Annotated in this window: 18 protein-coding genes and 1 pseudogene; 10 read left to right on the top strand and 9 right to left on the bottom strand. The window is 58.3% G+C overall.

Translation table 11 applies throughout. The features are described 5' to 3' along the window. Positions 1–496 precede the first annotated feature (496 nt). Positions 497–1,123: a helix-turn-helix domain-containing protein gene (locus KVY02_RS03805; RefSeq protein ID WP_100732372.1), complete on the bottom strand. Its 627-nt coding sequence runs from the start codon at positions 1,121–1,123 to the stop codon at positions 497–499. 165 nt (positions 1,124–1,288) lie between these two features. Between KVY02_RS03805 and KVY02_RS03800 the strand changes: the two genes are divergently transcribed. The 6 genes and pseudogenes from KVY02_RS03800 (at position 1,289) to KVY02_RS03780 (ending at position 6,170) form a co-directional block, all read left to right on the top strand. Further along, positions 1,289–2,287, top strand: coding sequence for an IS5 family transposase (locus KVY02_RS03800; RefSeq protein ID WP_218313908.1), 999 nt, complete (start codon positions 1,289–1,291; stop codon positions 2,285–2,287). A gap of 255 nt (positions 2,288–2,542) precedes the next feature. After that, positions 2,543–2,920: a RidA family protein gene (locus KVY02_RS03795; protein WP_038483437.1), complete on the top strand. Its 378-nt coding sequence runs from the start codon at positions 2,543–2,545 to the stop codon at positions 2,918–2,920. Positions 2,921–2,970: 50 nt separating this feature from the next. Then, complete coding sequence (locus KVY02_RS03790; RefSeq protein ID WP_100732351.1) at positions 2,971–4,050, top strand: YkvI family membrane protein; 1,080 nt, start codon at positions 2,971–2,973, stop codon at positions 4,048–4,050. A 15-nt stretch (positions 4,051–4,065) separates the two neighbouring features. After that, positions 4,066–4,224 (top strand): annotated as a pseudogene (locus tag KVY02_RS18250) (FAD-dependent oxidoreductase); the annotation flags it as partial. 363 nt (positions 4,225–4,587) lie between these two features. After that, the gene (locus tag KVY02_RS03785) at positions 4,588–5,337 is read left to right on the top strand and encodes a HipA family kinase (protein WP_016916274.1); all 750 of its coding nucleotides are present in this window, start codon (positions 4,588–4,590) and stop codon (positions 5,335–5,337) included. Continuing rightward, a complete protein-coding gene (locus KVY02_RS03780; RefSeq protein WP_218314427.1) occupies positions 5,334–6,170 on the top strand; it encodes a DUF3037 domain-containing protein in 837 nt (278 codons plus the stop codon). The genes KVY02_RS03785 and KVY02_RS03780 overlap by 4 nt, the downstream gene beginning before the upstream one ends. Before the next feature lie 77 nt (positions 6,171–6,247). On the opposite strand, the gene KVY02_RS03775 is transcribed toward KVY02_RS03780, so the two are convergent. The 7 genes from KVY02_RS03775 to doeA all read right to left on the bottom strand — a co-directional run bounded on the left by KVY02_RS03775 (position 6,248) and on the right by doeA (position 13,693). After that, positions 6,248–6,715: an S-ribosylhomocysteine lyase gene (locus tag KVY02_RS03775; RefSeq protein WP_081136182.1), complete on the bottom strand. Its 468-nt coding sequence runs from the start codon at positions 6,713–6,715 to the stop codon at positions 6,248–6,250. Positions 6,716–6,766: 51 nt separating this feature from the next. Beyond that, on the bottom strand, positions 6,767–7,117 hold the full coding sequence (locus KVY02_RS03770; protein WP_016916271.1) for a putative quinol monooxygenase: 351 nt from the start codon (positions 7,115–7,117) through the stop codon (positions 6,767–6,769). Between the two features lie 549 nt (positions 7,118–7,666). Next, positions 7,667–9,100, bottom strand: a complete 1,434-nt coding sequence (locus KVY02_RS03765) for an aspartate aminotransferase family protein (protein ID WP_081136184.1) — start codon at positions 9,098–9,100, stop codon at positions 7,667–7,669. A gap of 185 nt (positions 9,101–9,285) precedes the next feature. Then, positions 9,286–10,782 (bottom strand): NAD-dependent succinate-semialdehyde dehydrogenase, encoded by a 1,497-nt coding sequence (locus tag KVY02_RS03760; RefSeq protein ID WP_218314425.1) that lies wholly within the window; start codon positions 10,780–10,782, stop codon positions 9,286–9,288. Between the two features lie 167 nt (positions 10,783–10,949). Beyond that, positions 10,950–11,426 carry an Lrp/AsnC family transcriptional regulator gene (locus tag KVY02_RS03755; protein WP_081136187.1) on the bottom strand — a complete coding sequence of 159 codons (477 nt, stop codon included), beginning with the start codon at positions 11,424–11,426 and terminating at the stop codon, positions 10,950–10,952. 8 nt (positions 11,427–11,434) lie between these two features. Further along, entirely contained in the window at positions 11,435–12,466 is a 1,032-nt protein-coding gene (doeB, locus tag KVY02_RS03750; protein WP_016916264.1) for a N(2)-acetyl-L-2,4-diaminobutanoate deacetylase DoeB, read from the bottom strand. A gap of 27 nt (positions 12,467–12,493) precedes the next feature. Continuing rightward, entirely contained in the window at positions 12,494–13,693 is a 1,200-nt protein-coding gene (gene doeA / locus KVY02_RS03745) for an ectoine hydrolase DoeA (protein ID WP_081136191.1), read from the bottom strand. 298 nt (positions 13,694–13,991) lie between these two features. Between doeA and KVY02_RS03740 the strand changes: the two genes are divergently transcribed. From KVY02_RS03740 to KVY02_RS03725, 4 genes are all read left to right on the top strand, one after another. Further along, positions 13,992–14,927 carry a 2-hydroxyacid dehydrogenase gene (locus KVY02_RS03740; RefSeq protein ID WP_218314423.1) on the top strand — a complete coding sequence of 312 codons (936 nt, stop codon included), beginning with the start codon at positions 13,992–13,994 and terminating at the stop codon, positions 14,925–14,927. A gap of 199 nt (positions 14,928–15,126) precedes the next feature. After that, the gene (locus KVY02_RS03735; protein WP_371317417.1) at positions 15,127–15,771 is read left to right on the top strand and encodes a hypothetical protein; all 645 of its coding nucleotides are present in this window, start codon (positions 15,127–15,129) and stop codon (positions 15,769–15,771) included. Further along, positions 15,772–16,704, top strand: a complete 933-nt coding sequence (locus tag KVY02_RS03730; protein ID WP_081136195.1) for a lysine exporter LysO family protein — start codon at positions 15,772–15,774, stop codon at positions 16,702–16,704. It abuts the gene before it with no gap. A 72-nt stretch (positions 16,705–16,776) separates the two neighbouring features. Continuing rightward, the gene (locus KVY02_RS03725; RefSeq protein ID WP_081136197.1) at positions 16,777–18,006 is read left to right on the top strand and encodes a nucleoside recognition domain-containing protein; all 1,230 of its coding nucleotides are present in this window, start codon (positions 16,777–16,779) and stop codon (positions 18,004–18,006) included. Between the two features lie 50 nt (positions 18,007–18,056). Here the strand turns inward: KVY02_RS03725 and KVY02_RS03720 are convergent, their stop codons facing one another. Continuing rightward, entirely contained in the window at positions 18,057–19,232 is a 1,176-nt protein-coding gene (locus KVY02_RS03720; protein WP_218314419.1) for an RNA-guided endonuclease TnpB family protein, read from the bottom strand. Between the last annotated feature and the right edge of the window lie 54 nt (positions 19,233–19,286).

Here is a 19,286-nt window from a genome sequence, read left to right as displayed (position 1 = left end):
AGCGCCCTCCTACAACACTGCTAATACAGTGACGGTGTTGCGGGAGACGCATGAGCTTAGGCTTTGAGGACGTAACGCAGGGTTTCAACGACTTGGTCTGTAGTGGTGCACCAGGCTTGGGCTGTGCGTCTTTAGAAAACGATCCTCTTTGTTCATGGCTGCATCTAGCGAGAGAATCGTCTTGGCCCGTCGGATATCCCGATCCAGATTGGCTTCCGTCTTGGCCTCATCTCGCGCGGTGCGCCAGTAGGTGATGCTGAATCAGGCCTCTGAGTTTCTCACGCTTATCGTCCAATTCATTGAACGTGCCCGACCATTCCTCGCCTCTTTCCTCAATCCTACCAAAACTTAGCCGTCAGCGGATCACTTTTGCTGAAGCATTGGAGCTGGCCAAGTCGCTGTAACCTGCTTCAGCCAAAACAAGAGGAAGAGCCTGTCAGGGGCTCCCCCTTTACATTCTGTGTTTTCACGAAATTGGCGAAGCCTGATAGCTGGTTCAGCCTTGAAGATCGCCCTCTTTGGGTTCCGACATCACAGCTATTACTTCTGCATCTTCATCACCCTCGGCCAGATAAATATGCCCGATGGAACTGTTGAAATAAGCCGTTTCTCGTTCACCCAGGCTGATGCTTTCACCATTTTCAAAGTGAATGCAGACGCGCCCCGATAGCACCATGGCAAACTCCTCTCCGGGGTGGCGGATGAAGTCTTCAAACTCACCCAGATCACGCGCCTGAATCCGAGCATAAACCGGCATCATGCTCCGACCGGGAAACTCACCCGCAATAGGATGATATTCATAGCTGCCAGTAGCATACCCAGTCGCCTCAGAAATTTTGCTGGTGACCACCGTTGGCTTATCTGACCTGTCCGCACCCGATTCAGGGTTGAACAGCTGGGGCAGGCTGACATTCAGAGCACGTGCGGCAGCAGCAAGCTTGTCATAGCTGACAGTTGCCTGCCCCAACTCCATTTTCGACAGCGTTGAAAGCGCAACACCACTTTTCTCAGACACCTGTTTCAGGGTGAATTTCTGCTGTTTACGGTGAGCCCTTAGGCGAGAGCCGACCAGTACTCGGTCGATCAGTGTATCGGACGGCTGGGATTGTGAGTCTGTTGGCATGAAAGCTTCGCGGCTCGACCTGACTATGAATACGAAGTCCTAGTGTATCCCGAAAACAGCTTGACTTTAAGGAAACGCTGCATAAATCCCGTCGGAGCTGCCTCATAGCCACCGACGAGGTAAAATCTGACCTGTCGTCCAACACCCGCTGACAGAGCCACTCCGATGAAACAGATCTCATTCGCCCAGGCTGAGCACCAGAACAAGAAGAAGGTCACCCGCCGCGAGCGGTTTCTTGCCAGGATGGAGAAGCTGGTGCCGTGGCAACGGCTGATCGCAGCACTGTCGCCGTCCTACTTCCCGAATTCAGCGGGCAAGCGAGGCCGACCACCCATTGGCCTGGAGCGCATGCTGCGCATTTACTTCCTGCAGCAGTGGTATGCCCTGGCCGATGAAGCGCTGGAGGATGCCATCTACGACAGCCAGGCCATGCGTGACTTCATCGGTATCGATCTGGCCATCGAGAGTGTGCCGGATGCGACCACGCTGCTGCGCTTCCGTCACCTGCTGGAGCAGCATGCCCTGACCCAGCGGATCTTCGAGGAAATCAACGCCCACCTGGCCGAGCAGGGCCTGTTCATGCGCGAGGGCACCATCGTCGACGCCACCATTGTGGCGGCCGCCCCTTCCACCAGGAACAAGGCCAGGCAGCGCGATCCGGAGATGAAGCAGACCCGGAAGGGCAAGCAGTATTACTTCGGCATGAAGGCCCATATCGGTGTCGATGCGGTCACCGGACTGACCCACAGTGTCGCCGCCACGTCGGCCAACGTCGCCGATGTCACCATGGCCGGCGCTCTGGTCCGGGAGGATGACAAGCGGGTATACGGCGACGCGGGCTACACCGGCATGTGGAAGTACCTGGACGAAGAGAAGGATGCCCCGGACTCCCGCTGCTGTGTCGCCGCCAAGCGCGGCCCCATCAAGAAGATGGAAGACAGTCCCATGAAAGCGCTGCTGCTGGCGATCGAGAAGGCCAAGGCCAGCATCCGCGCCAAGGTCGAGCACCCGTTTCATGTCATCAAGAACCTCTTCGGCTACCGGAAGGTTCGCTACAAGGGGCTGGCCAGGAACCAGGCGCAGCTGTTCACCCTGTTCGCCCTCGGCAATTTGGTGCTGGCTGGACGATGCCAGGGGCATGCTGACGGGGCCAGTGTGTCTTGAATCTGGCCTGGCAGCTGGATAACCAGGCTGCCAGGGTAAAAAGGCCACCTTCCGTGGCCAGAAAGTGACCGTTGACGCGGTGAATATGCCGCCCTGAGTGCTTTAGCCGCTCAGAGACGAATTGATCAGCGGTTCCTTAAGGTTCTCACATTTGATATTCCCTTTTACGAGAATTATCATTTAAGAGAAATTGTGATTCTATCGTGCTGCGCGTGCGGCTCGGCCACTCAATAGCCATCAACGAGATATAACTCCATGTCCAATTCAATCGAACGTATCCCCAGCGATTTGCCCTTCCCATTCTCCCGTGCCGTTCGCGTGGGAGGTTTCCTGATGCTTTCAGGCCAGATTCCCATGACTGCTGAAGGCGAAGTCGTCAAAGGCAGTATCGAAGAGCAAACCGAAGCGGTCATGACCCGTATCGGCGAGTCCCTTGAACACTGTGGTGCAAGTTTTGCGCAGGTCGTTAAAGCGACCGTCTGGCTGTCGGACATGAAGCACTTTGCGGGCTTCAACGAAGTCTACAAACGCTATTTCGAAGCAGGTCTGCCGGTTCGCTCCACCGTGACAGCAGGCCTAGCACTGGGCGTTGATGTCGAAGTAGAAGTGCAAGCCTGGGTCGGTGAAGCCTGATTCAGCCAGCTAACTGGCACACATAAATAAGAAACTGAGGATTTGGCACCATGAAAGATGTATTGAAAATCGCGGGCGCTTTTGTCGGATTTCTGGTTGGAGCAGGCTTTGCTTCAGGCCAGGAGCTGCTTCAATTCTTTGTTAGCTTCGGCGTTTGGGGGCTGGCAGGTGTCGCGCTGAGTACTGCCGCTTTTATCTTCCTGGGCATGACTCTGGCGAATCTGGGTAGCGAGCTTCAAGCGACTTCTCACAAGGAAGTTGTACGGGCTATCTGTGGCCCCTGGCTTAGCAAACCCATCGATTTGCTGATGACATTTTTCATGCTTGCCATCGCCGTAGTGATGCTGGCCGGTGCCGGCGCACTGCTGGAACAAAAGCTGGGCCTGCCTGTAGCCTGGGGCAGCGCGCTGGTGACTCTGCTGGTAATTGCAGCCACCTGTCTCAAACTGAAAAAAGTGCTCACGCTGATCAGCAGCATCACTCCTCTGCTGATTCTGGTGGCACTCGGCATCGCGATCTACGCACTGGCAACCCGAGAAACCGACCTGACGACACTGAACCAGTTGGCACTCGACCAAAACGCAGCCACCAGCCATTGGGCACTGGGCGCCATGCTGTACGTTTCGTATAACATCTTCGGCTGCGTCGCGATTCTTGCCATCTCCAGCGGTGCTGCAAAAGACCGCCGCAAAGCAACCTGGGGCGGTATTCTTGGCGGCATTACCCTGGGTGCGCTGATGATGACGATCAGTCTAGCCATGCTGTCGCGCCTGGACAGTCTGGTTGATACGCCTATGCCGATGCTGGCTTTAGCACTAGAGGTTTCCCCTGCGCTTTCCTCGCTGGTGTCGATCGTCATTCTGCTGATGATTTTCAATACCGCAGTGGGCTGCCTCTACTCTTTTTCATCCCGATTTTTGCAGGCCGATACCACGTCTTTCCGCGTTGGATCCTTAATAGCGGGCATCATTGCCTATGCCTGCAGCATGTTTGGATTTGTCAGTCTGGTCGGCATGGTGTATCCCGTGTTCGGCTATATCGGGTTCATCCTGATTACCGCAATAACCGTTGCCTGGGTGCGCCAACGCATGAAGCACAGCCACAAGGCACAAACTGCACGAGCCCAATAAGAAGTTAATGGATTTATGGCACGTGAGATTCTGATTCTGGGTGCTGGCATGGTCGGAGTATCCGTTGCCTAGCACCTACAGCAGAGAGGCCATAAGGTCACATTGGGGGATCGCAAAGCACCTGGGTGCGAGACCTCCTCTGGCAATGCCGGGCTGATTCAACGAGAAGTCGTCTTTTCTTGCTCCTACGCCTAAGCTCAGAGGCGTTTGACGCGGTGACGTTTTTTGCGGCAGCAAAAATCGGCAACGGGTCAAACGTCCTTTGCAGCGCATTGTTAGATTTATTTCTCAATTAACGCGGTGAAACCCAGTGGGCCATAGGTGGCATCTACTTGTATTATTGAAAATTCACCTTCAATCCTGTGGAAACCTCTCGTGCCCAAATCAAGCTGCAAAGCACTGGAGCTGAGGTAAGCATTCCAACAGCCCCCAAGATTAAAACCGCTTGGCCCAGAGTCCTTGCCACCCGAGTCGCGTGCTACGCGATACACTCGGCCAGGCACAGCAAGAAAACGAACACTGGCGGCTGGTGAGGTGATGATGGAAAAGCCCCGCATCGTAGAAGCCAAGGAAATTCTGCGCCAATCAACTCAAGGCCGCACGCAGCCATTTATTGTGCGTGATGTCATGGATGAACAGTACGTGGTCAAAGGCATCAATGGCGTTGGCCAGCCGTCATTGGTCGCTGAGCTTATTTGCGCTGAATTGGCACGGCGGTGTGAATTACCCATCGCTGAGTACGCTTTGATGCGATTTCCGGCAGGCATGCTAGATTTTTCCATGGAACCTCGCGCCGACGACCTGAAGGGTGGGCTGGCATTTGCCTCCAAGGTCGCTTCGCATAGTCAGGATCTGCTTTTTTCACAAATCTCAGAAGTCGATGAAGTGACACAGCAGCGGCTTTTGCTATTCGATATGTGGGTTAACAATGAGGATCGTCGCCTGAGCGCTCAAGGTGGCAACGTCAACCTGCTATGGAGCTCAATGAGCGGTTTGGTGGTGATTGATCATAATCTAGCTTTCGATCCTATCGACGCTAACGGCGATTTTGAAAATCATGTATTTAGCCATCAGCGTGCCTGTTTTGCGGACCTGGAGGTGCGGGCACGCCACGAGGCGGTGCTTGACGCGGCCCTGAACGATTGGGATATGATCATTGATTCGATTCCTCTAGAGTGGATCTATTACGACATAGACGATGCCACCTCAGAGATATATCCCTCACTGGCAGAGCGCTTCAATCTATTAGCACGGTTACGCGACCCTTCCTTTTGGAGCCTGATATGAGCGCCATTATTTGTAATTATGCAGTGCTGCGCTTTCAACCCTACCTGGACACGGGCGAGTTCGCGAACCTGGGAGTCATCATGCTCTGCAATAACGGTGTGTTCCTGCAACGCGTTGAAACCGTTGCTCGAAAACGCATCACACAATTTTTCGATAAACTGCCAGCGAAAGTGTTTACTCAGGCACGCCAACATTTCGTCACAGAGCTCAAAAGGACGGTTGATCTAGCCAATCAACACCAAGCCCAACCTGAGGTGCAGCTGCGCATTTTCAAAGATTTGATAGAGCCTCGTGAAGCCATGTTTCGCTTTAGCAGGCCTGGCACGCTAGCCGCAAAGGATCCACAAGCAGCGCTAGATGAACTATTCAACCGCTATGTTCATCATGATTTTAAGCACGTAGCATCACCAGAAGAGCAGCTCACCAAAGATGTCACGCAATGGCTAAAATCGTTGAACCGTCATTACACAGAGCAAACGCTAGGAAACGATATCGTGCGTGTAAAGTTGCCGTTTGTCTGGCAGGAAGGCGCGCACATACGGCAGGCCATTAAACCCATCAGCTTTGATTTGGATGATGCCAGCAAAATTATTGAGAAGGGCGATAAGTGGCTAGCGCATTTACGCCGCCTTAAAGCTTCTGGCCATAACCCTGACGATATGGTGTTTATTAGTCAGGCTCCGAAGGTACAAAAAGGTCCTAAATTGCACGCATATCGAGAGATCTGTCAAGAAATAGAGGGCGACTACTCAGCTCGGGTACTGCCAGAGCAACTGGGGCAGCACATCATTCTCAAGGCCGTTTCAACCCCATTTTCATCAACCCATCGCTAGTTGCCCTCAGCTTCTCAAACTCACACTAGAACGCCCCCGGATGGGGCGTTCTGCATGCTGAGTCGACTCAAGGCTGCTTAAGCAAACACCTCAGTCCACTCACCGCGCTTGGCCAGCAGGTTACGCGCCAGTTCCTGGGCACCTTCCAGGCTGTGGCTGGCGGCCCAGCCGCACTGTATTTCGTTGCAGGCAGGCACTTCGGTGGCGGTCAAGACGTCGTTGAGCGTCTGCTCGATGATCGACAGTACGTCGTCGTAATCGTCGTGGTTGATCAACGCGATATAGAAGCCGGTCTGGCAGCCCATCGGGCTGATATCGACGACTTTATCGGTATGATTGCGCGACAACTCCGCCATCAGGTGCTCCAGGGAGTGCAGCGCGGGCATCTCCATGTGCTCCTTGTTGGGTTGGCAGATACGCAGGTCGTATTTGTGAATACGGTCGCCGTGCTGGCCTTCCTTGATATCGGCCAGACGCACATAGGGTGCCTTTACCTTGGTGTGATCCAGGTTAAAGCTTTCGACGTTCATCTTTTTTTCGGTCATGTTGGCTCCGTAGTCGCTCTCGTTCGCGGGGCTATTCTACACGTTGTGCACTCATGACACCTTGGGGGCGTCGAAATTCCACGGCTCATCGGTGTAGACACATACGTTGGCGTCTTCGATGTCGCCATCCGGCGACTCGACGTGCTGAGCGAAAAACTCCTGGATCTCTTTACGCTGGCAATGCGCTTCGAACTCCTCACGGCTGGCCCAGATTTCATGAAACACGATGGGGTAGCTGGTGCCTTGGGCAAACGGGTTATCGATCTGGCGAGTCACCGTGTACAGCAGGCAAGCATCTTCACGATGGGCGTTGGGCTCAAGACTTTGCAGCGCCTTGAAGACCGCTTCTTCTTTGCCAGGCTTGGGTTTGAAGCTGGCGGTGCAGTAGATTTTCTTCGACATGATCAAGCATCCTGATGATGGAACAGCGACCATTATCAATCAGCGCGAAAAACCGCTTACTTTTAGTGAGCGGATGGATAGCGCGGCATCCGCAGGATGCCCTTGCTGATGATTTGCACAGTGCTATACTACTCACGTCGACACGACCTACCGAGGGGCACTCGGAAAGTTACGTCTGTGGAGACGATGTGAGACCTGGGGGATATGAGTTGGTTCGCCACCGTAAAAATCCCCACTGTGGGACTTTTACGGCGATAACCAAGCCATTCCCTCGGGCAATCGTCTTGGAAGCAGAAACCAGGAAGGTAACAACCTGGGAATCCCCTTCCTTTCCGTCGCTAGACGGCAGCGCAAGCTGAGGGAGGGGAGGATGTCAAGCGTGTGCTCATGCGCTAACGACAGTCCTGGTTCAATCCATCTCCTGGCGCACTGCTACAGCTTAGCGAGTTTACCGCCCTGTCGTCCTGAGCCAGTTTTGGCCCAATGTGGCTATTCAAACCAAAACGCCGCTGCCATCGGCAGCGGCGTTTAAGCAATGCAGGCCTGAACTTATACGGTAAAAGTCGCTTCCTGTTGGCCGGTCTTCAAATCGCCAGAGCGTACCAGCTCGTCAGTGACACGGTCGATGGCGCGCTTGGCGCGGCCAATCATCTCGTCCACTTCACCACGATTGATGGTCAGCGGCGGCGCAAAGCCGAGGATGTCGCCCTGGGGCATGGCGCGGGCAATCAGGTTCTCTTCCATGGCCGCCGCCGCGACGCGCGGGCCGACTTTCAGCATGGGGTCGAAGTGCAGACGCTGTTTGGCATCCGGCGAAAACTCCAACGCCGCCATCAAGCCAACGCCACGTACGTCGCCCAGCAGCGGGTGACCTTCGAAGGCTGCTTTCAGCTGCTGCTGGAAGTAAGCGCCGGTTTCTGCCGCGTTGCCCACCAGGTTCTCGCGCTCGATGATATCCAGATTGGCAAGGCCTGCGGCACAGCCCAGGGCGTGGCCGGAGTAGGTCCAGCCGTGGCCGATGGGGCCGAATTCGCCGGTGCCCTGCTCCAGCACTTTCCACACCTTGTCGCCAACGATCACACCTGAAAGAGGCTGATAGGCGCTGGTCAGGCCTTTGGCGATGGTGATCAGGTCAGGCTTCATGTTGTAGTGGTGGCTGCCGAAGTCGGAGCCGGTACGGCCAAAGCCACACACCACTTCGTCGGCAATCAGCAATACATCGTACTTGTCCAGCACCGGCTGAATCGCTTCCCAGTAGCCTTCCGGCGGCGGCACGATGCCCCCGGTGCCCAGCACCGGCTCACCGATGAAGGCCGCGACGGTCTCAGGGCCTTCCTCTAGAATCATGGCTTCCAGCTTGTCCGCGCAGTAGGCAGAAAATTCGAGCTCGGTCATGCCGTGCTGCTCGGCGGCGCGCAGGTAGTAGTGCGGCGCTTCGGTATGGCGAATGGTATCGATGGGCAGGTCGAAGTGGTCGTGGAACGCCTTCAGGCCAGTCAGCGAGCCAGACGCAATGCCTGAGCCATGGTAACCGCGCATGCGCGAGATGACCTTTTTCTTCTGCGGGCGGCCCAGCACGTTGTTGTAGTAACGCACGATCTTGAGCTGGGTTTCGTTGGCATCAGAGCCCGACATGCCGTAGTAGACCTTGGACATGTTGAGGCCTGCGATTTTCAGCACACGCTCGGAAAGCTCGATTTGCGGCTCGTTGGAGTGGCCCACGTAGGTGTGATAGTAGGAAAGTTCCAGCGCCTGCTTGTAAATCGCTTCCGCCACTTCGGTGCGACCATAGCCGATGTTGACGCAGTAAAGACCCGCAAAACCATCGATGAACTCGCGGCCATCCTTGTCCACGATGTGGATGCCTTTACCGCCGGTAATCACGCGGCCCGGCGCATCGCCATGGGCAAAATCACGCAGATGGGTAGAGGCGTGGAAGGTGACTTTGCGATCGCGTTCAATCAGATCCTGATGCAAGCTCATAACGTTCTCTCTGTACGATAAGCCTCCCCGATCAGCGGGGCGGCACTTAAAATATTGCGGGCTGAACGGCTGGTTAAGCACACGCGAACACGCTGTAAACCCGTCCCTGGGCGCTCGGCTTTTTCATCCCTGAAAAAGACGGTTCGCTTAGTGCTTAACCAGCCTCGACTGCGACACTATCCGCGCTAGCTCCCCGATACCGATCCCAGCGCGCCCAGGCAGTAGTACTTCGTTTCCAGATACTCATCGATCCCCGTCGCGCCACCTTCACGGCCAAGGCCGGACTGTTTGACGCCGCCGAAAGGCACGGGCGGCCCGGTCATTTTCACCGAGTTGACGCTCACCATGCCGTACTCCAATGCACGCATCAGCTTCCAGATGCGGCGTATATCATGGGTGTAGATATACGCGGCCAGGCCGTACTCGGTGTCGTTGGCCATTTCGATGACTTCGTCGTCGCTACTATAAGCGGTAATGCCAGCCACCGGGGCAAAGTTCTCTTCCCGCCATACCTTCATTTTTGGCGTCACACCGGTCAGCAGTACCGGCATGAAGAAGTTGTCGCCCGGCGCTTGGCTTTGGTCACCCGCGATCAGGGTGGCCCCTTTAGAGATGGCATCGTCCACAATCGCAGCCGCTTTTTCGACCGCTTGGCGGTGAATCAGAGGACCAAGATCCACTTCGCCGTGCAGGCCGTTGCCTACGGTGAGTGCCGCCATGCGCTCGGTGAACTGGGCCACGAACTCATCGTGAATGGATTCGTGTACCAGAATACGATTCGCGGCAAGGCAATCCTGCCCGGCGGTTTGGAACTTCGCGGCCACGGCGGCGTAGGCCGCTTCTTTGGGGTCCATATCCGGCCCGACGATAAAGGGGGCGTTGCCGCCCAGCTCCAGCGAAAGCCGCTTTACGGTGTTGGCGCTCTGCTCGATGAGCAAGCGGCCAACACGGGTGGAACCAGTGAATGAAAGCGCCCGGATGCGCGGCTCTCCGCACAGAATTTTCGAGACTTCCGCAGGCTCGCCCAGCACGACGTTGAAGATACCTTCTGGAATGCCCGCACGCTCGGCGAGTTCAGCCAGCGCCAGCGCCGAAAATGGCGTTTCGTTGGCCGGTTTCACAATCACCGGGCAGCCAGCCGCCAGCGCAGCGGCGGCTTTACGTGTGATCATCGCCAGCGGGAAGTTCCAGGGCGTGATCATCGCCGCAATGCCCACCGGCTCCTTGATGGTGCCGAGCGATGCGTTGGGAATGTGGCTGGGAATGGTCTCGCCGTAGGTGCGCTTGCCCTCCTCCGCGAACCAGCGCACGAAGCTGGCGCCATACTCGACCTCGCCACGGGCATCCGGCAGCGGCTTACCCTGCTCGAGCGTCATGATGGTGGCCAAGTCTTCGCGGTTGGCCTGAATCAGGTCGTACCACGCCAGCAGGCGCTCGTAGCGCTCATCGGCGCGCAGCGCCCGCCAGTGAACGAATGCCGCTTCGGCGGCATCCACTGCGGCGGTAATTTGTTCGGCTTCCAGCAGGGGAATATGGCCGATGACGTCACCCGTCGCGGGGTCAACCACCGCTTCCTCACGGCCGCCCTCTCCATGGACCCACTTGCCGTTCACATACGCGTACTGGCGAAACAGGCGCGGATCTTCCAGGCGTTTTACTAGCGTGGCCGATAGTATGGTCATGGCACCTCCCCCTCCTGAACAGCATGGTCAGCCAGGCAGATCCGCCCGGCTATCGAATGCCTTCAGGTTAACGGAGAGTGGCCACGAAGTGTTTTTGAAAGCGACCGGCAAACCCTGCGCTTTTTTTGCAAAATGCGGCGTGAGCGTGGGTTTTTTCGGCAGCGCGGCTACTGGGCGCTGTCGATATCGATTCCGATGGGCGCTTGCTTGACGGTTTTGGTGACGATATAGGTGAAATAGCGCTCGATCCCCGCCTCCGATATCAGCCACTTGTCCATCAGCCGCTGGTAGCTGTCGATGGTGCGGGCCTCGAACTTCACCAGGTAATCAACGCCACCGCCCACGGCCACACATTCGGTGACCTCGGGGGTAGCCATCACGAGTGCTTCAAAACGGGCAAAGCTTTCGGCGTTGTGCTGTTTGAGCTCGATCTGCACCCACACAGGGTTGCGCGGCACCAATACCTCCGCATTGATGCGTGCCGTGTAGCCTTCGATCACACCCGCCTTCTCCAGGCGCTTCACCCGCTCCCAACAGGGGCTGACCGAGAGATTGATCGCCTCGGCCAGCTTCGATTTGGTGATCCGTCCATCCCGGGAGAGGATATCGAGGATTTTTAAATCATAGCGATCCAGTTTCATCATGCCGAGGGCTATGCCTCCAGGCGTTCGACAACGTCGGCGATCACCGCCAGGGTGTCGCCCATATTGATCAACGAAGGGGCCCGGCGCGCCATCAGAATGCCGTCGCGCTCGGCCTGGTACGCTACCGGTGCCGACCCGCTGCGGGTCATGTCATAAACGTAGGCAATGGTCTGGCCCTTCTTCACTTCGTCGCCCAGTGCCACCAGCAGCTCCAACACGCCGGCGTGCTGGCTCTGCACGTAGCAGCTGGCGTCCGGCATATCCAGGTACATCTGCCCGCCTTCGGGCATCTCCACGTTGCCTTCTACCAAACCGTAATGAATCAGGAAGTTGCGCACGCCGCGCTCGGCAATGGCGATGCTTTGCGGGGTGGAGGTACCGCCGCCTCCAAGCTCGGTGGCCACGAATACTTTGCCCTGACGTTCGCAGGCGGTATCGAACAACTTTTCGGCATCCAGCTCGAACATCACCATGGCATAAGGCGCACCGAAGGCCTTGGCGCCTTCCAGCGCCGCCTGCTGCTGGTGTTTGTCATCCAGTACGTGAGACGCACCAAACGGCAGGATATCCAGCGTGCGGCCACCGGAGTGCAGGTCGAGCACGACATCGCTCATGGGCACCAACACCCGGGTGAAGTAGTCGGCAATTTGTGAGGTCACCGTGCCGTTAGGGTCGCCGGGAAAGCTGCGGTTCAGGTTGCCTTTGTCCATCGGCGAGGTGCGCTTGCCTGCCATCACCGCCGGGGTGTTCATGCAGGGCACGATGATCACACGGCCAGTCACCTCCTCGGCCTTGAGCGTCGAGGAGAGCTTGAGCAGCGACGTTATGCCTTCGTACTCGTCACCATGGTTGCCCCCCGTCAACAGGGCCGTGGGGCCTTCGCCGTTCTTCACCACGGTCACGGGAATCATCACCGCCCCCCAGGCGGATTCATCGGTGGAGATTGGCAGCTTCAAGAAGCCGTGCTGCACGCCGTCGGCGTCGAAGTCGACGGTGGCAGAGATGGGGCTGGGCCGCAGTGAGTTCGGTTGAAGCGTCATGGTAAATCCTTTTTATTGAACGAGCGGCTATTTCACGAACAGCTGGCGGGGGAAGTTTGCCAGCGTTTCGCAGCCGTCTTCGGTAATCAGTATGCTTTCGGTAATTTCCAGCCCCCAGTCATCGACCCACAGGCCCGGCATGAAGTGAAAGGTCATGCCCGGCTGCAGAATCGTCTCGTCCGAGGGGCGCAGGCTCATGGTGCGCTCGCCCCAGTCGGGGGGGTAAGAGATGCCAATCGGGTAGCCACAGCGCGCGCCACCGCGGTCAAAACCATACTTGTCCATGGCCGCCCCCAGCGCCATGGCGATGTCGGCCGTGCGATTGCCGGGCTTGGCAACGGCCAAGCCGTTTTCGATGCCTTCCAGCAAGGCCGATTCGGCGCGGATGAAGTCGGTGGGCGGCGTGCCGAGGAACACAGTGCGCGACATGGGCGCATGGTAGCGCTTGAACACCCCGGCAATTTCGAAGAAGGTGCCTTCACCACTGCGGAACGGCGTATCGTCCCAGGTCAGGTGTGGCGCCGCTGCATCCTTGCCCGTAGGCAGCATGGGCACGATGGCCGGGTAATCACCGCCAAACACCTTGCCGTTTTCGTCGATGAACCCTTCGATGCCCACGCGATAGATTTCAGACACCAGCTTGCTCTTGGGCAACCCCGGCTCGATCACTTCCAGAATGCGCGAGTGCATGCCTTCGACAATCCTGGCGGCGACCCGCATATAGGCAATTTCCTGGGGAGACTTGATCGCCCGGCACCAGTTCACCAGCGCATTGGCATCCATGAAGTGCGCGTGGGGAAGCTCCTTGAGCAGGCTTTGGTAAGCCTTGGCAGAAAAGTAGTAGTTGTCCATTTCCATGCCCACCACGCCGGTGTGCCAGCCACGATCGGGCATGATCGACTGCGCCAGATACTCCATCGGGTGCATGTCGGGGTTCTGGACGTAGTAATCCGGGTAATAGGTGATGTTATCGGGGTGAATCCAGCAGGTGCGCAGCGCGCCATTGGCATCCATCCGGCGACCAAACCACACCGGCTCACCCTCCAACCCCACCAGCACGCACTGGTGCACATAAAATGACCAGCCGTCGTAGCCGGTCAGCCACGCCATGTTGGAAGGGTCGCTGACGATCAACACATCGATGCCGCGACCGGCCATTTCAGCACGCACTTTCCATAAACGGCTGGCGTACTCTTCACGGGTGAAAGGCAGGGAAACCTCTGTCATCGGGCAACTCGCCAATAAAAGATCACTTAGAACCAGCGCCCGCGGTAAGTCGCGGCACTGGGCCACAGGATCGACCTGGTCACCGCCGCTGCTGGCCCGCCAATGTCGCCTTGCCCCGATACTAGCACCCCTCCTTGGTCAGCGGTCAAAGCCTTTATGGCAAAAATTGCATAGACCGTTAACATCGCTTCTAACGAGGCGTTGACCGCGAAGCGACGCGCCTCGCATGGGTTGCGGTCTTCGGGTTCTCTCGCTCATGATAAAGCTTCCCCCCAGAAGCCGCAGCTAAGGAGCCTTCATGAAAATTGTCGTCCATATCGACAATGCCGCGCAGTGGCAGGCCGCTATTGCCGACGCATTGCCCCAGGCCACGGTATTGACCAGCGACGCCCCGGCCAGCGAGCGGCTCGACGCTGATTACCTGGCCGTCTGGAAGGCTCCGGCCCATTTGCTGCAGGAGCAAACGCACCTGAAGGGCATCATCAATCTCGGGGCAGGCGTCGACCACTTGCTCAATACGCCGGGCCTTCCTGAAGGCGTGCCCATCGTCAAGCTGCGCGACGCGGGCATGAGCGAACTGATGGCCGACTACGTACTATACGGCGTGCTGCACTTCTACCGCAGCATGGACCGCTATCGCCAACAGCAGACCCACGCCCAGTGGACGCCGCAGCCAGTCGCCGGCAAGGCCGACTGGCCGGTGGGCGTGCTGGGGCTCGGGGCCATTGGTGGCTATGTGGCCAGTGCACTGCAGCAGGCAGGGTTTCCGGTTTGGGGATGGAGCCGCTCTGCCAAACAGATCAGCGGGGTACGCTGCCTGCACGGTGACGAGGGCCTGGACCAGCTGTTAAGCAAGGTGCAGAGCGTCGTGACCATCCTGCCGGATACCCCGGCCACTCGGCATATCCTGAACGCCGCCCGGCTGGCGCAACTTCCGCCAGGGGCAAGTGTGATCAACCCTGGGCGCGGGAGTCTGATCGACGAACAAGCCCTGTTGAAAGCCCTTGGCACGGAACAGCAGCCAGGCCACCTGCGCGGTGCGCTGCTGGACGTCTTCCACGAAGAGCCGCTGCCTGCCAACCACCCACTGTGGCAGCACCCTAGGGTGATCGTGACGCCGCATATGGCGGCCCCGACTCCGCTGAATGACGCCATCGATCAGGTCATCTCCTATCTGCATGCCTTCGATGCCGGTGAACCTCTCGCCACCGTCAACCCTGAGGCGGGCTACTGACGCCCACTGCTCGGCACGTTATACTTTGCCAAGTGCTATCGTTTGCTGAGAACGGGCCAGCGACGCAAGGGAACCAAGGGCTGAGTCAAGGGCTCTGAGGATCATATATTCAATGGAGGAATGGCCTTTGCGTCATATTAACGTCACTGCGGCTCATCGCTGGCTGAGCATTGCCGTGGGTGCCCTGACTATGTCTGGCATGACAGCCGCCGTCGCAGAGCAGCCCGTCGAGGATGCTGCCTGGGCTGCCCCGCAGCCGTTCGAAGCACAGTACCGGCTGGAGATTCGTGGTTGGCCGGGCGCGACCATCACCCATACGCTATCCAACGAAGGCCTGCACTGGCTCAGCGACATGAGCTTTTCCGTGGCCGTGGCGCGCGGCCAAGAGCGCAGCCGCTTTGCGGTGGACGATGACGCCACTCGCTCGCTGCTCTATAACAGCAGCTACTCGCTGTTTGGCGTGGGCGACAGCTACCAGTTGAACGAAGCCGATATCCACTCGCTGGACCGCCAGACGGCTCTGTTCGACCTGTCACGGCGGGTCGGCCATGAAGACTGCTCCCAGCAGGCGCCCTGCGATATCTCGTTCGTGGATCACCGGGGCCGAGACGAGCACTTTCAGTACTACCTGAATGCCCCGGCCAGCGTCAGCGTCCCCGCTGGGGATTTCGATGCCCAGCCGGTTACCCTGGTGGATGCCGACAAACCCGACCGTTACCTGGTGATCAATTTTCACCCTGACTGGCCCGGGCTGATCCTTTCTGCGGAGTACCAAAAGGAGGGGCGTCGCCAGACCACCATCACCATGACACGCTTCACGCCTGACGAGGGTAATGAACGCTAGATGCTCTCAGGCTTATTGATCGTATTGTTGCCGCTGTTTCTGGGCTATCTGGTTCGCGTTCGCTCCACGGCGTGGCTGAATCTCATCAACCGAGCCGTCAGTGGCTCGGTGTACTTGATACTGCTGTTCATGGGAGTGAGCCTGGCGGGGCTTGAAAATCTGGGTAGCCAGCTGTCTCGCCTCGGGGGTAACGCCCTGCTGCTTTTCAGTATCACCACCCTCTTCAATCTTGCCGCCCTCTGGTGGCTGTCCAGACGCGTACGCCTGAGCGCGGGGAGCTCTCCCGTGGTCAAGGACGCCCCCACCAGCAAACTGGCGGCCATGGGCGGCTCGCTGATGCTCGTCGCCGTGGTGGCAGGTGGCGTGGCGCTGGGGCTGCTGCTCGGCCCCACGCTGGGAGAAGCGCTATTTACCATGGCGGACTGGCTGGCAGAGTGGGTGCTCTACGTGCTGCTGGTGTTGATTGGTTGCCAACTGCGTAATTCGGGCATGCCGCTCAAACAGATTTTGCTCAATCGCCTGGGGCTCGCTATTGCGGTCACCCTGGCGCTCAGCTCGCTGTTGGCAGGATTGGCCGCCGCCCCCTTGCTCTCATTGCGCTGGAACGAAGGCTTGGCCATGGCCTCCGGATTTGGCTGGTATTCGCTGTCGGCCATTCTGATTGGCGACCAGCTCGGCCCGCTGATGGGCGGCGTGGCGTTCTTCAACGACCTGACCCGCGAGCTGCTGGCGTTCATACTGATTCCGCTGGTCATCCACCGCCATACCGCGCTGGCGATTGGCTATGGCGGGGCCACCTCCATGGACTTCACCCTGCCCGTGATTCAGCAGCATGGCGGCGTGGCCTGTGTGCCCATTGCCGTGGTCAGCGGCTTTATCCTCTCGCTACTCTCCCCGCCGCTGATTCTGTTCTTTCTTTCGCTGTCGGGTTAGCGTGAGCGGGCGCTCCTTGGGTAGGATACGCAGCTAGCGTATTGCTTCGATCATCAAGGACGCCCACCCACCATGCTCAACGGAATCTGGTTAAGCTTTTTCATTGCCGCCTTTGCGGCATCGCTCTGGCAATGGCTGGTGGGTGGCGACAGCGAGGTGTTTGCCCGCCTGGTGCAGTCGCTGTTCGATATGGCAAGGGTCAGCGTCGATATCATTCTGGTGCTGCTGGGCACCATGACGCTGTGGCTGGGATTTCTGGCCATTGCTGAAAAGGCGGGGTTAATCCGCCTGCTGGGGCGAGTGCTCGACCCGCTGTTCTGCCGCTTGATGCCCGAAGTGCCCCGCGGCCACCCGGCCATGGGGCTGATCAGCATGAACTTTGCCGCCAACATTCTCGGCCTGGATAACGCTGCGACGCCCATTGGCATCAAGGCGATGCATTCGCTGCAAACCCTGAACCCCAGCCGCGATACCGCCAGCAATGCGCAAATCCTGTTTCTGGTACTGAATACCTCGTCGCTGACCCTGCTGCCCGTCACGATTTTCATGTACCGCGCCCAGCAAGGGGCGGCAGAGCCGACGCTGGTGTTCCTGCCGATTCTGCTGGCGACCAGTGCGTCCAGCCTCGCCGGGCTGCTGGCGGTGGCCATCATGCAGCGTCTGAAGCTTTGGCAACCGGTGGTGCTGGGGTACTTGCTGGCCGCTGCGCTGGCCCTGGGGCTTTTGATCACCACGCTGGCGGGGATGTCGGCTCAAGCGCTGGCCGCGGCTTCCACGCTGGTTGGCAACCTCACGCTGTTCAGCATTGTGATCATGTTCCTGGTCGTGGGGGCACTGCGCGGCGTGAAGGTGTATGACGCCTTTATCGAGGGTGCCAAAGAAGGCCTGAGCTTTACCATCACCCTGCTGCCCTACTTGGTGGCCATGCTGGTGGCCGTCGGGGTGCTGCGCGCCAGCGGCGTGCTGGATGCCGGGCTTGGCGGCATTCGCTGGCTGGTGGAAGGCATTGGCTGGGATACCCGCTTTGTGGATGCACTACCCACCGCCTTTGTAAAGCCACTCTCCGGCAGCGGCTCCCGCGCCATGATGATCGAGACCATGAACACCTTTGGTGTCGATAGCTTCCCAGGGCTACTGGCTGCCACGTTCCAGGGCAGCACCGAAACCACCTTTTATGTGCTGGCGGTCTACTTCGGCGCCGTAGGCATTAGCCGCATTCGCCATGGACTGGGATGCGCCCTGGTCGCCGATGTGGCAGGCATCACCACCGCCATTCTGGTGTGTTACTGGTTCTTTGGGTGACTGCTCCCCGCCCTAAGCGCTGACGCGCCACGGGCGAGGCTTCCCACTTCTCAGGCAGCTGCCGACGATGTGCCGGACTTACGCAAGCCTCCATGGGCAGAGACGGACAGCCCTTCCGCCTTCAGCTCGATAATGCCTTGATGCTTGATGTTCAGCGCCGCGTTGATGTCCCGGTCGTGCTGTGTGTGGCAGGCGGGGCACTCCCACGACCGGACGTTCAACGGCATGGCGTCCATCTTGTGCTGGCAGACATGGCAGGTCTTGGAGCTGGCAAACCACGGGTCAATCTTGACCAGATGCTTGCCCTGCTCCCTGGCCTTGTAGCCCAGCTTGGTCATCAAGGCATGCCAGGACGCATCGCCGATGTGCTTGGCGAGGCGGGCGTTCTTCATCATGTTGCGGACCTTCAGCGTCTCGACGATCACCGCTTGGTTGTCGTCAACGAGCTGTCGAGAGAGCTTGTGCTGGAAGTCGTTGCGGGCGTTGGCAACCCGCTCGTGAGCCTTGGCAACGAGTAATCGTGCCTTGGCTCGGCGGGCGCTGCCCTTCTTCGTGCGGGACAGCGCCTGCTGCTTGCGCTTGAGGTTCTTCTGCGCCTGCTTGAGGAAGCGCGGATTGGCGACCTTGCGGCCGGTGGAGTCAATGGCCAGATGCGACAGCCCCATATCGAGGCCCACGACCTTAGCGGCGTCAACGTCCTTCAGCGGTGCCGGGGCAGCCTGCTCAGTGTCAAACAGCAACGAGGCGTAGTGCTTGCCGGTGACGGTACGGGTCAGGGTGATGCTTTTCAGCCTGCCCTCGACCTGGCGATGCATCCTGGCCTTGATCGGCCCGAGCTTGGGCACCTTGATCCAGTTGTCGCCGGCCTTGACGCCGACGCAGTGATAGCTGGACTGCTTGCCCCGCTTGCTCTTGAAGCGCGGATAGCCGGCCTTCTGCTTGGGGTCGAAGAAGCGCTGGAAGGCCTGATCAAGGTTGATGCAAGACTGCTGGAGCGCCATGGAATCCGCCTCTTTCAGCCAGCCGTACTTGCGCGATTTCTTGGCCACCGGCAGCAGCTTCTTGATGTCGTGCTTGGCGCTCAGCGACTGCCCGTGACGCTTGTAGCGATGCGACATGATGCGAAGGCCGGTGTTGTAGCAGAAACGTACCGCGCCGAACTGGCGGTTCAGGAACTCCGCCTGCTCGGTCGTGGGATAGATGCGTACCTTGGTGGCCTTCAGCATGTCAGTGCTCACTGCTACAATAGCCAGAGATTAAGGGCTATAGCGAGGAATGTA

Source organism: Halomonas sp. 18071143 (assembly GCF_019211725.1).
In the GTDB taxonomy this organism is placed as follows: Bacteria; Pseudomonadota; Gammaproteobacteria; order Pseudomonadales; family Halomonadaceae; genus Vreelandella; species Vreelandella stevensii.
The sequence above is the reverse complement of the archived record's forward strand: the minus strand, read 5'-3'. Positions and strand labels throughout refer to the sequence as shown.

Excerpts from the sequence above, each read along its gene's own strand:
- KVY02_RS03805 (WP_100732372.1), bottom strand. The coding sequence starts at position 1,123 with ATGCCAACAGACTCACAATCCCAGCCGTCCGATACACTGATCGACCGA.
- KVY02_RS03800 (WP_218313908.1), top strand. The coding sequence starts at position 1,289 with ATGAAACAGATCTCATTCGCCCAGGCTGAGCACCAGAACAAGAAGAAG.
- KVY02_RS03795 (WP_038483437.1), top strand. The coding sequence starts at position 2,543 with ATGTCCAATTCAATCGAACGTATCCCCAGCGATTTGCCCTTCCCATTC.
- KVY02_RS03790 (WP_100732351.1), top strand. The coding sequence starts at position 2,971 with ATGAAAGATGTATTGAAAATCGCGGGCGCTTTTGTCGGATTTCTGGTT.
- KVY02_RS03785 (WP_016916274.1), top strand. The coding sequence starts at position 4,588 with ATGATGGAAAAGCCCCGCATCGTAGAAGCCAAGGAAATTCTGCGCCAA.
- KVY02_RS03780 (WP_218314427.1), top strand. The coding sequence starts at position 5,334 with ATGAGCGCCATTATTTGTAATTATGCAGTGCTGCGCTTTCAACCCTAC.
- KVY02_RS03775 (WP_081136182.1), bottom strand. The coding sequence starts at position 6,715 with ATGACCGAAAAAAAGATGAACGTCGAAAGCTTTAACCTGGATCACACC.
- KVY02_RS03770 (WP_016916271.1), bottom strand. The coding sequence starts at position 7,117 with ATGTCGAAGAAAATCTACTGCACCGCCAGCTTCAAACCCAAGCCTGGC.
- KVY02_RS03765 (WP_081136184.1), bottom strand. The coding sequence starts at position 9,100 with ATGAGCTTGCATCAGGATCTGATTGAACGCGATCGCAAAGTCACCTTC.
- KVY02_RS03760 (WP_218314425.1), bottom strand. The coding sequence starts at position 10,782 with ATGACCATACTATCGGCCACGCTAGTAAAACGCCTGGAAGATCCGCGC.
- KVY02_RS03755 (WP_081136187.1), bottom strand. The coding sequence starts at position 11,426 with ATGATGAAACTGGATCGCTATGATTTAAAAATCCTCGATATCCTCTCC.
- doeB (WP_016916264.1), bottom strand. The coding sequence starts at position 12,466 with ATGACGCTTCAACCGAACTCACTGCGGCCCAGCCCCATCTCTGCCACC.
- doeA (WP_081136191.1), bottom strand. The coding sequence starts at position 13,693 with ATGACAGAGGTTTCCCTGCCTTTCACCCGTGAAGAGTACGCCAGCCGT.
- KVY02_RS03740 (WP_218314423.1), top strand. The coding sequence starts at position 13,992 with ATGAAAATTGTCGTCCATATCGACAATGCCGCGCAGTGGCAGGCCGCT.
- KVY02_RS03735 (WP_371317417.1), top strand. The coding sequence starts at position 15,127 with ATGACAGCCGCCGTCGCAGAGCAGCCCGTCGAGGATGCTGCCTGGGCT.
- KVY02_RS03730 (WP_081136195.1), top strand. The coding sequence starts at position 15,772 with ATGCTCTCAGGCTTATTGATCGTATTGTTGCCGCTGTTTCTGGGCTAT.
- KVY02_RS03725 (WP_081136197.1), top strand. The coding sequence starts at position 16,777 with ATGCTCAACGGAATCTGGTTAAGCTTTTTCATTGCCGCCTTTGCGGCA.
- KVY02_RS03720 (WP_218314419.1), bottom strand. The coding sequence starts at position 19,232 with ATGCTGAAGGCCACCAAGGTACGCATCTATCCCACGACCGAGCAGGCG.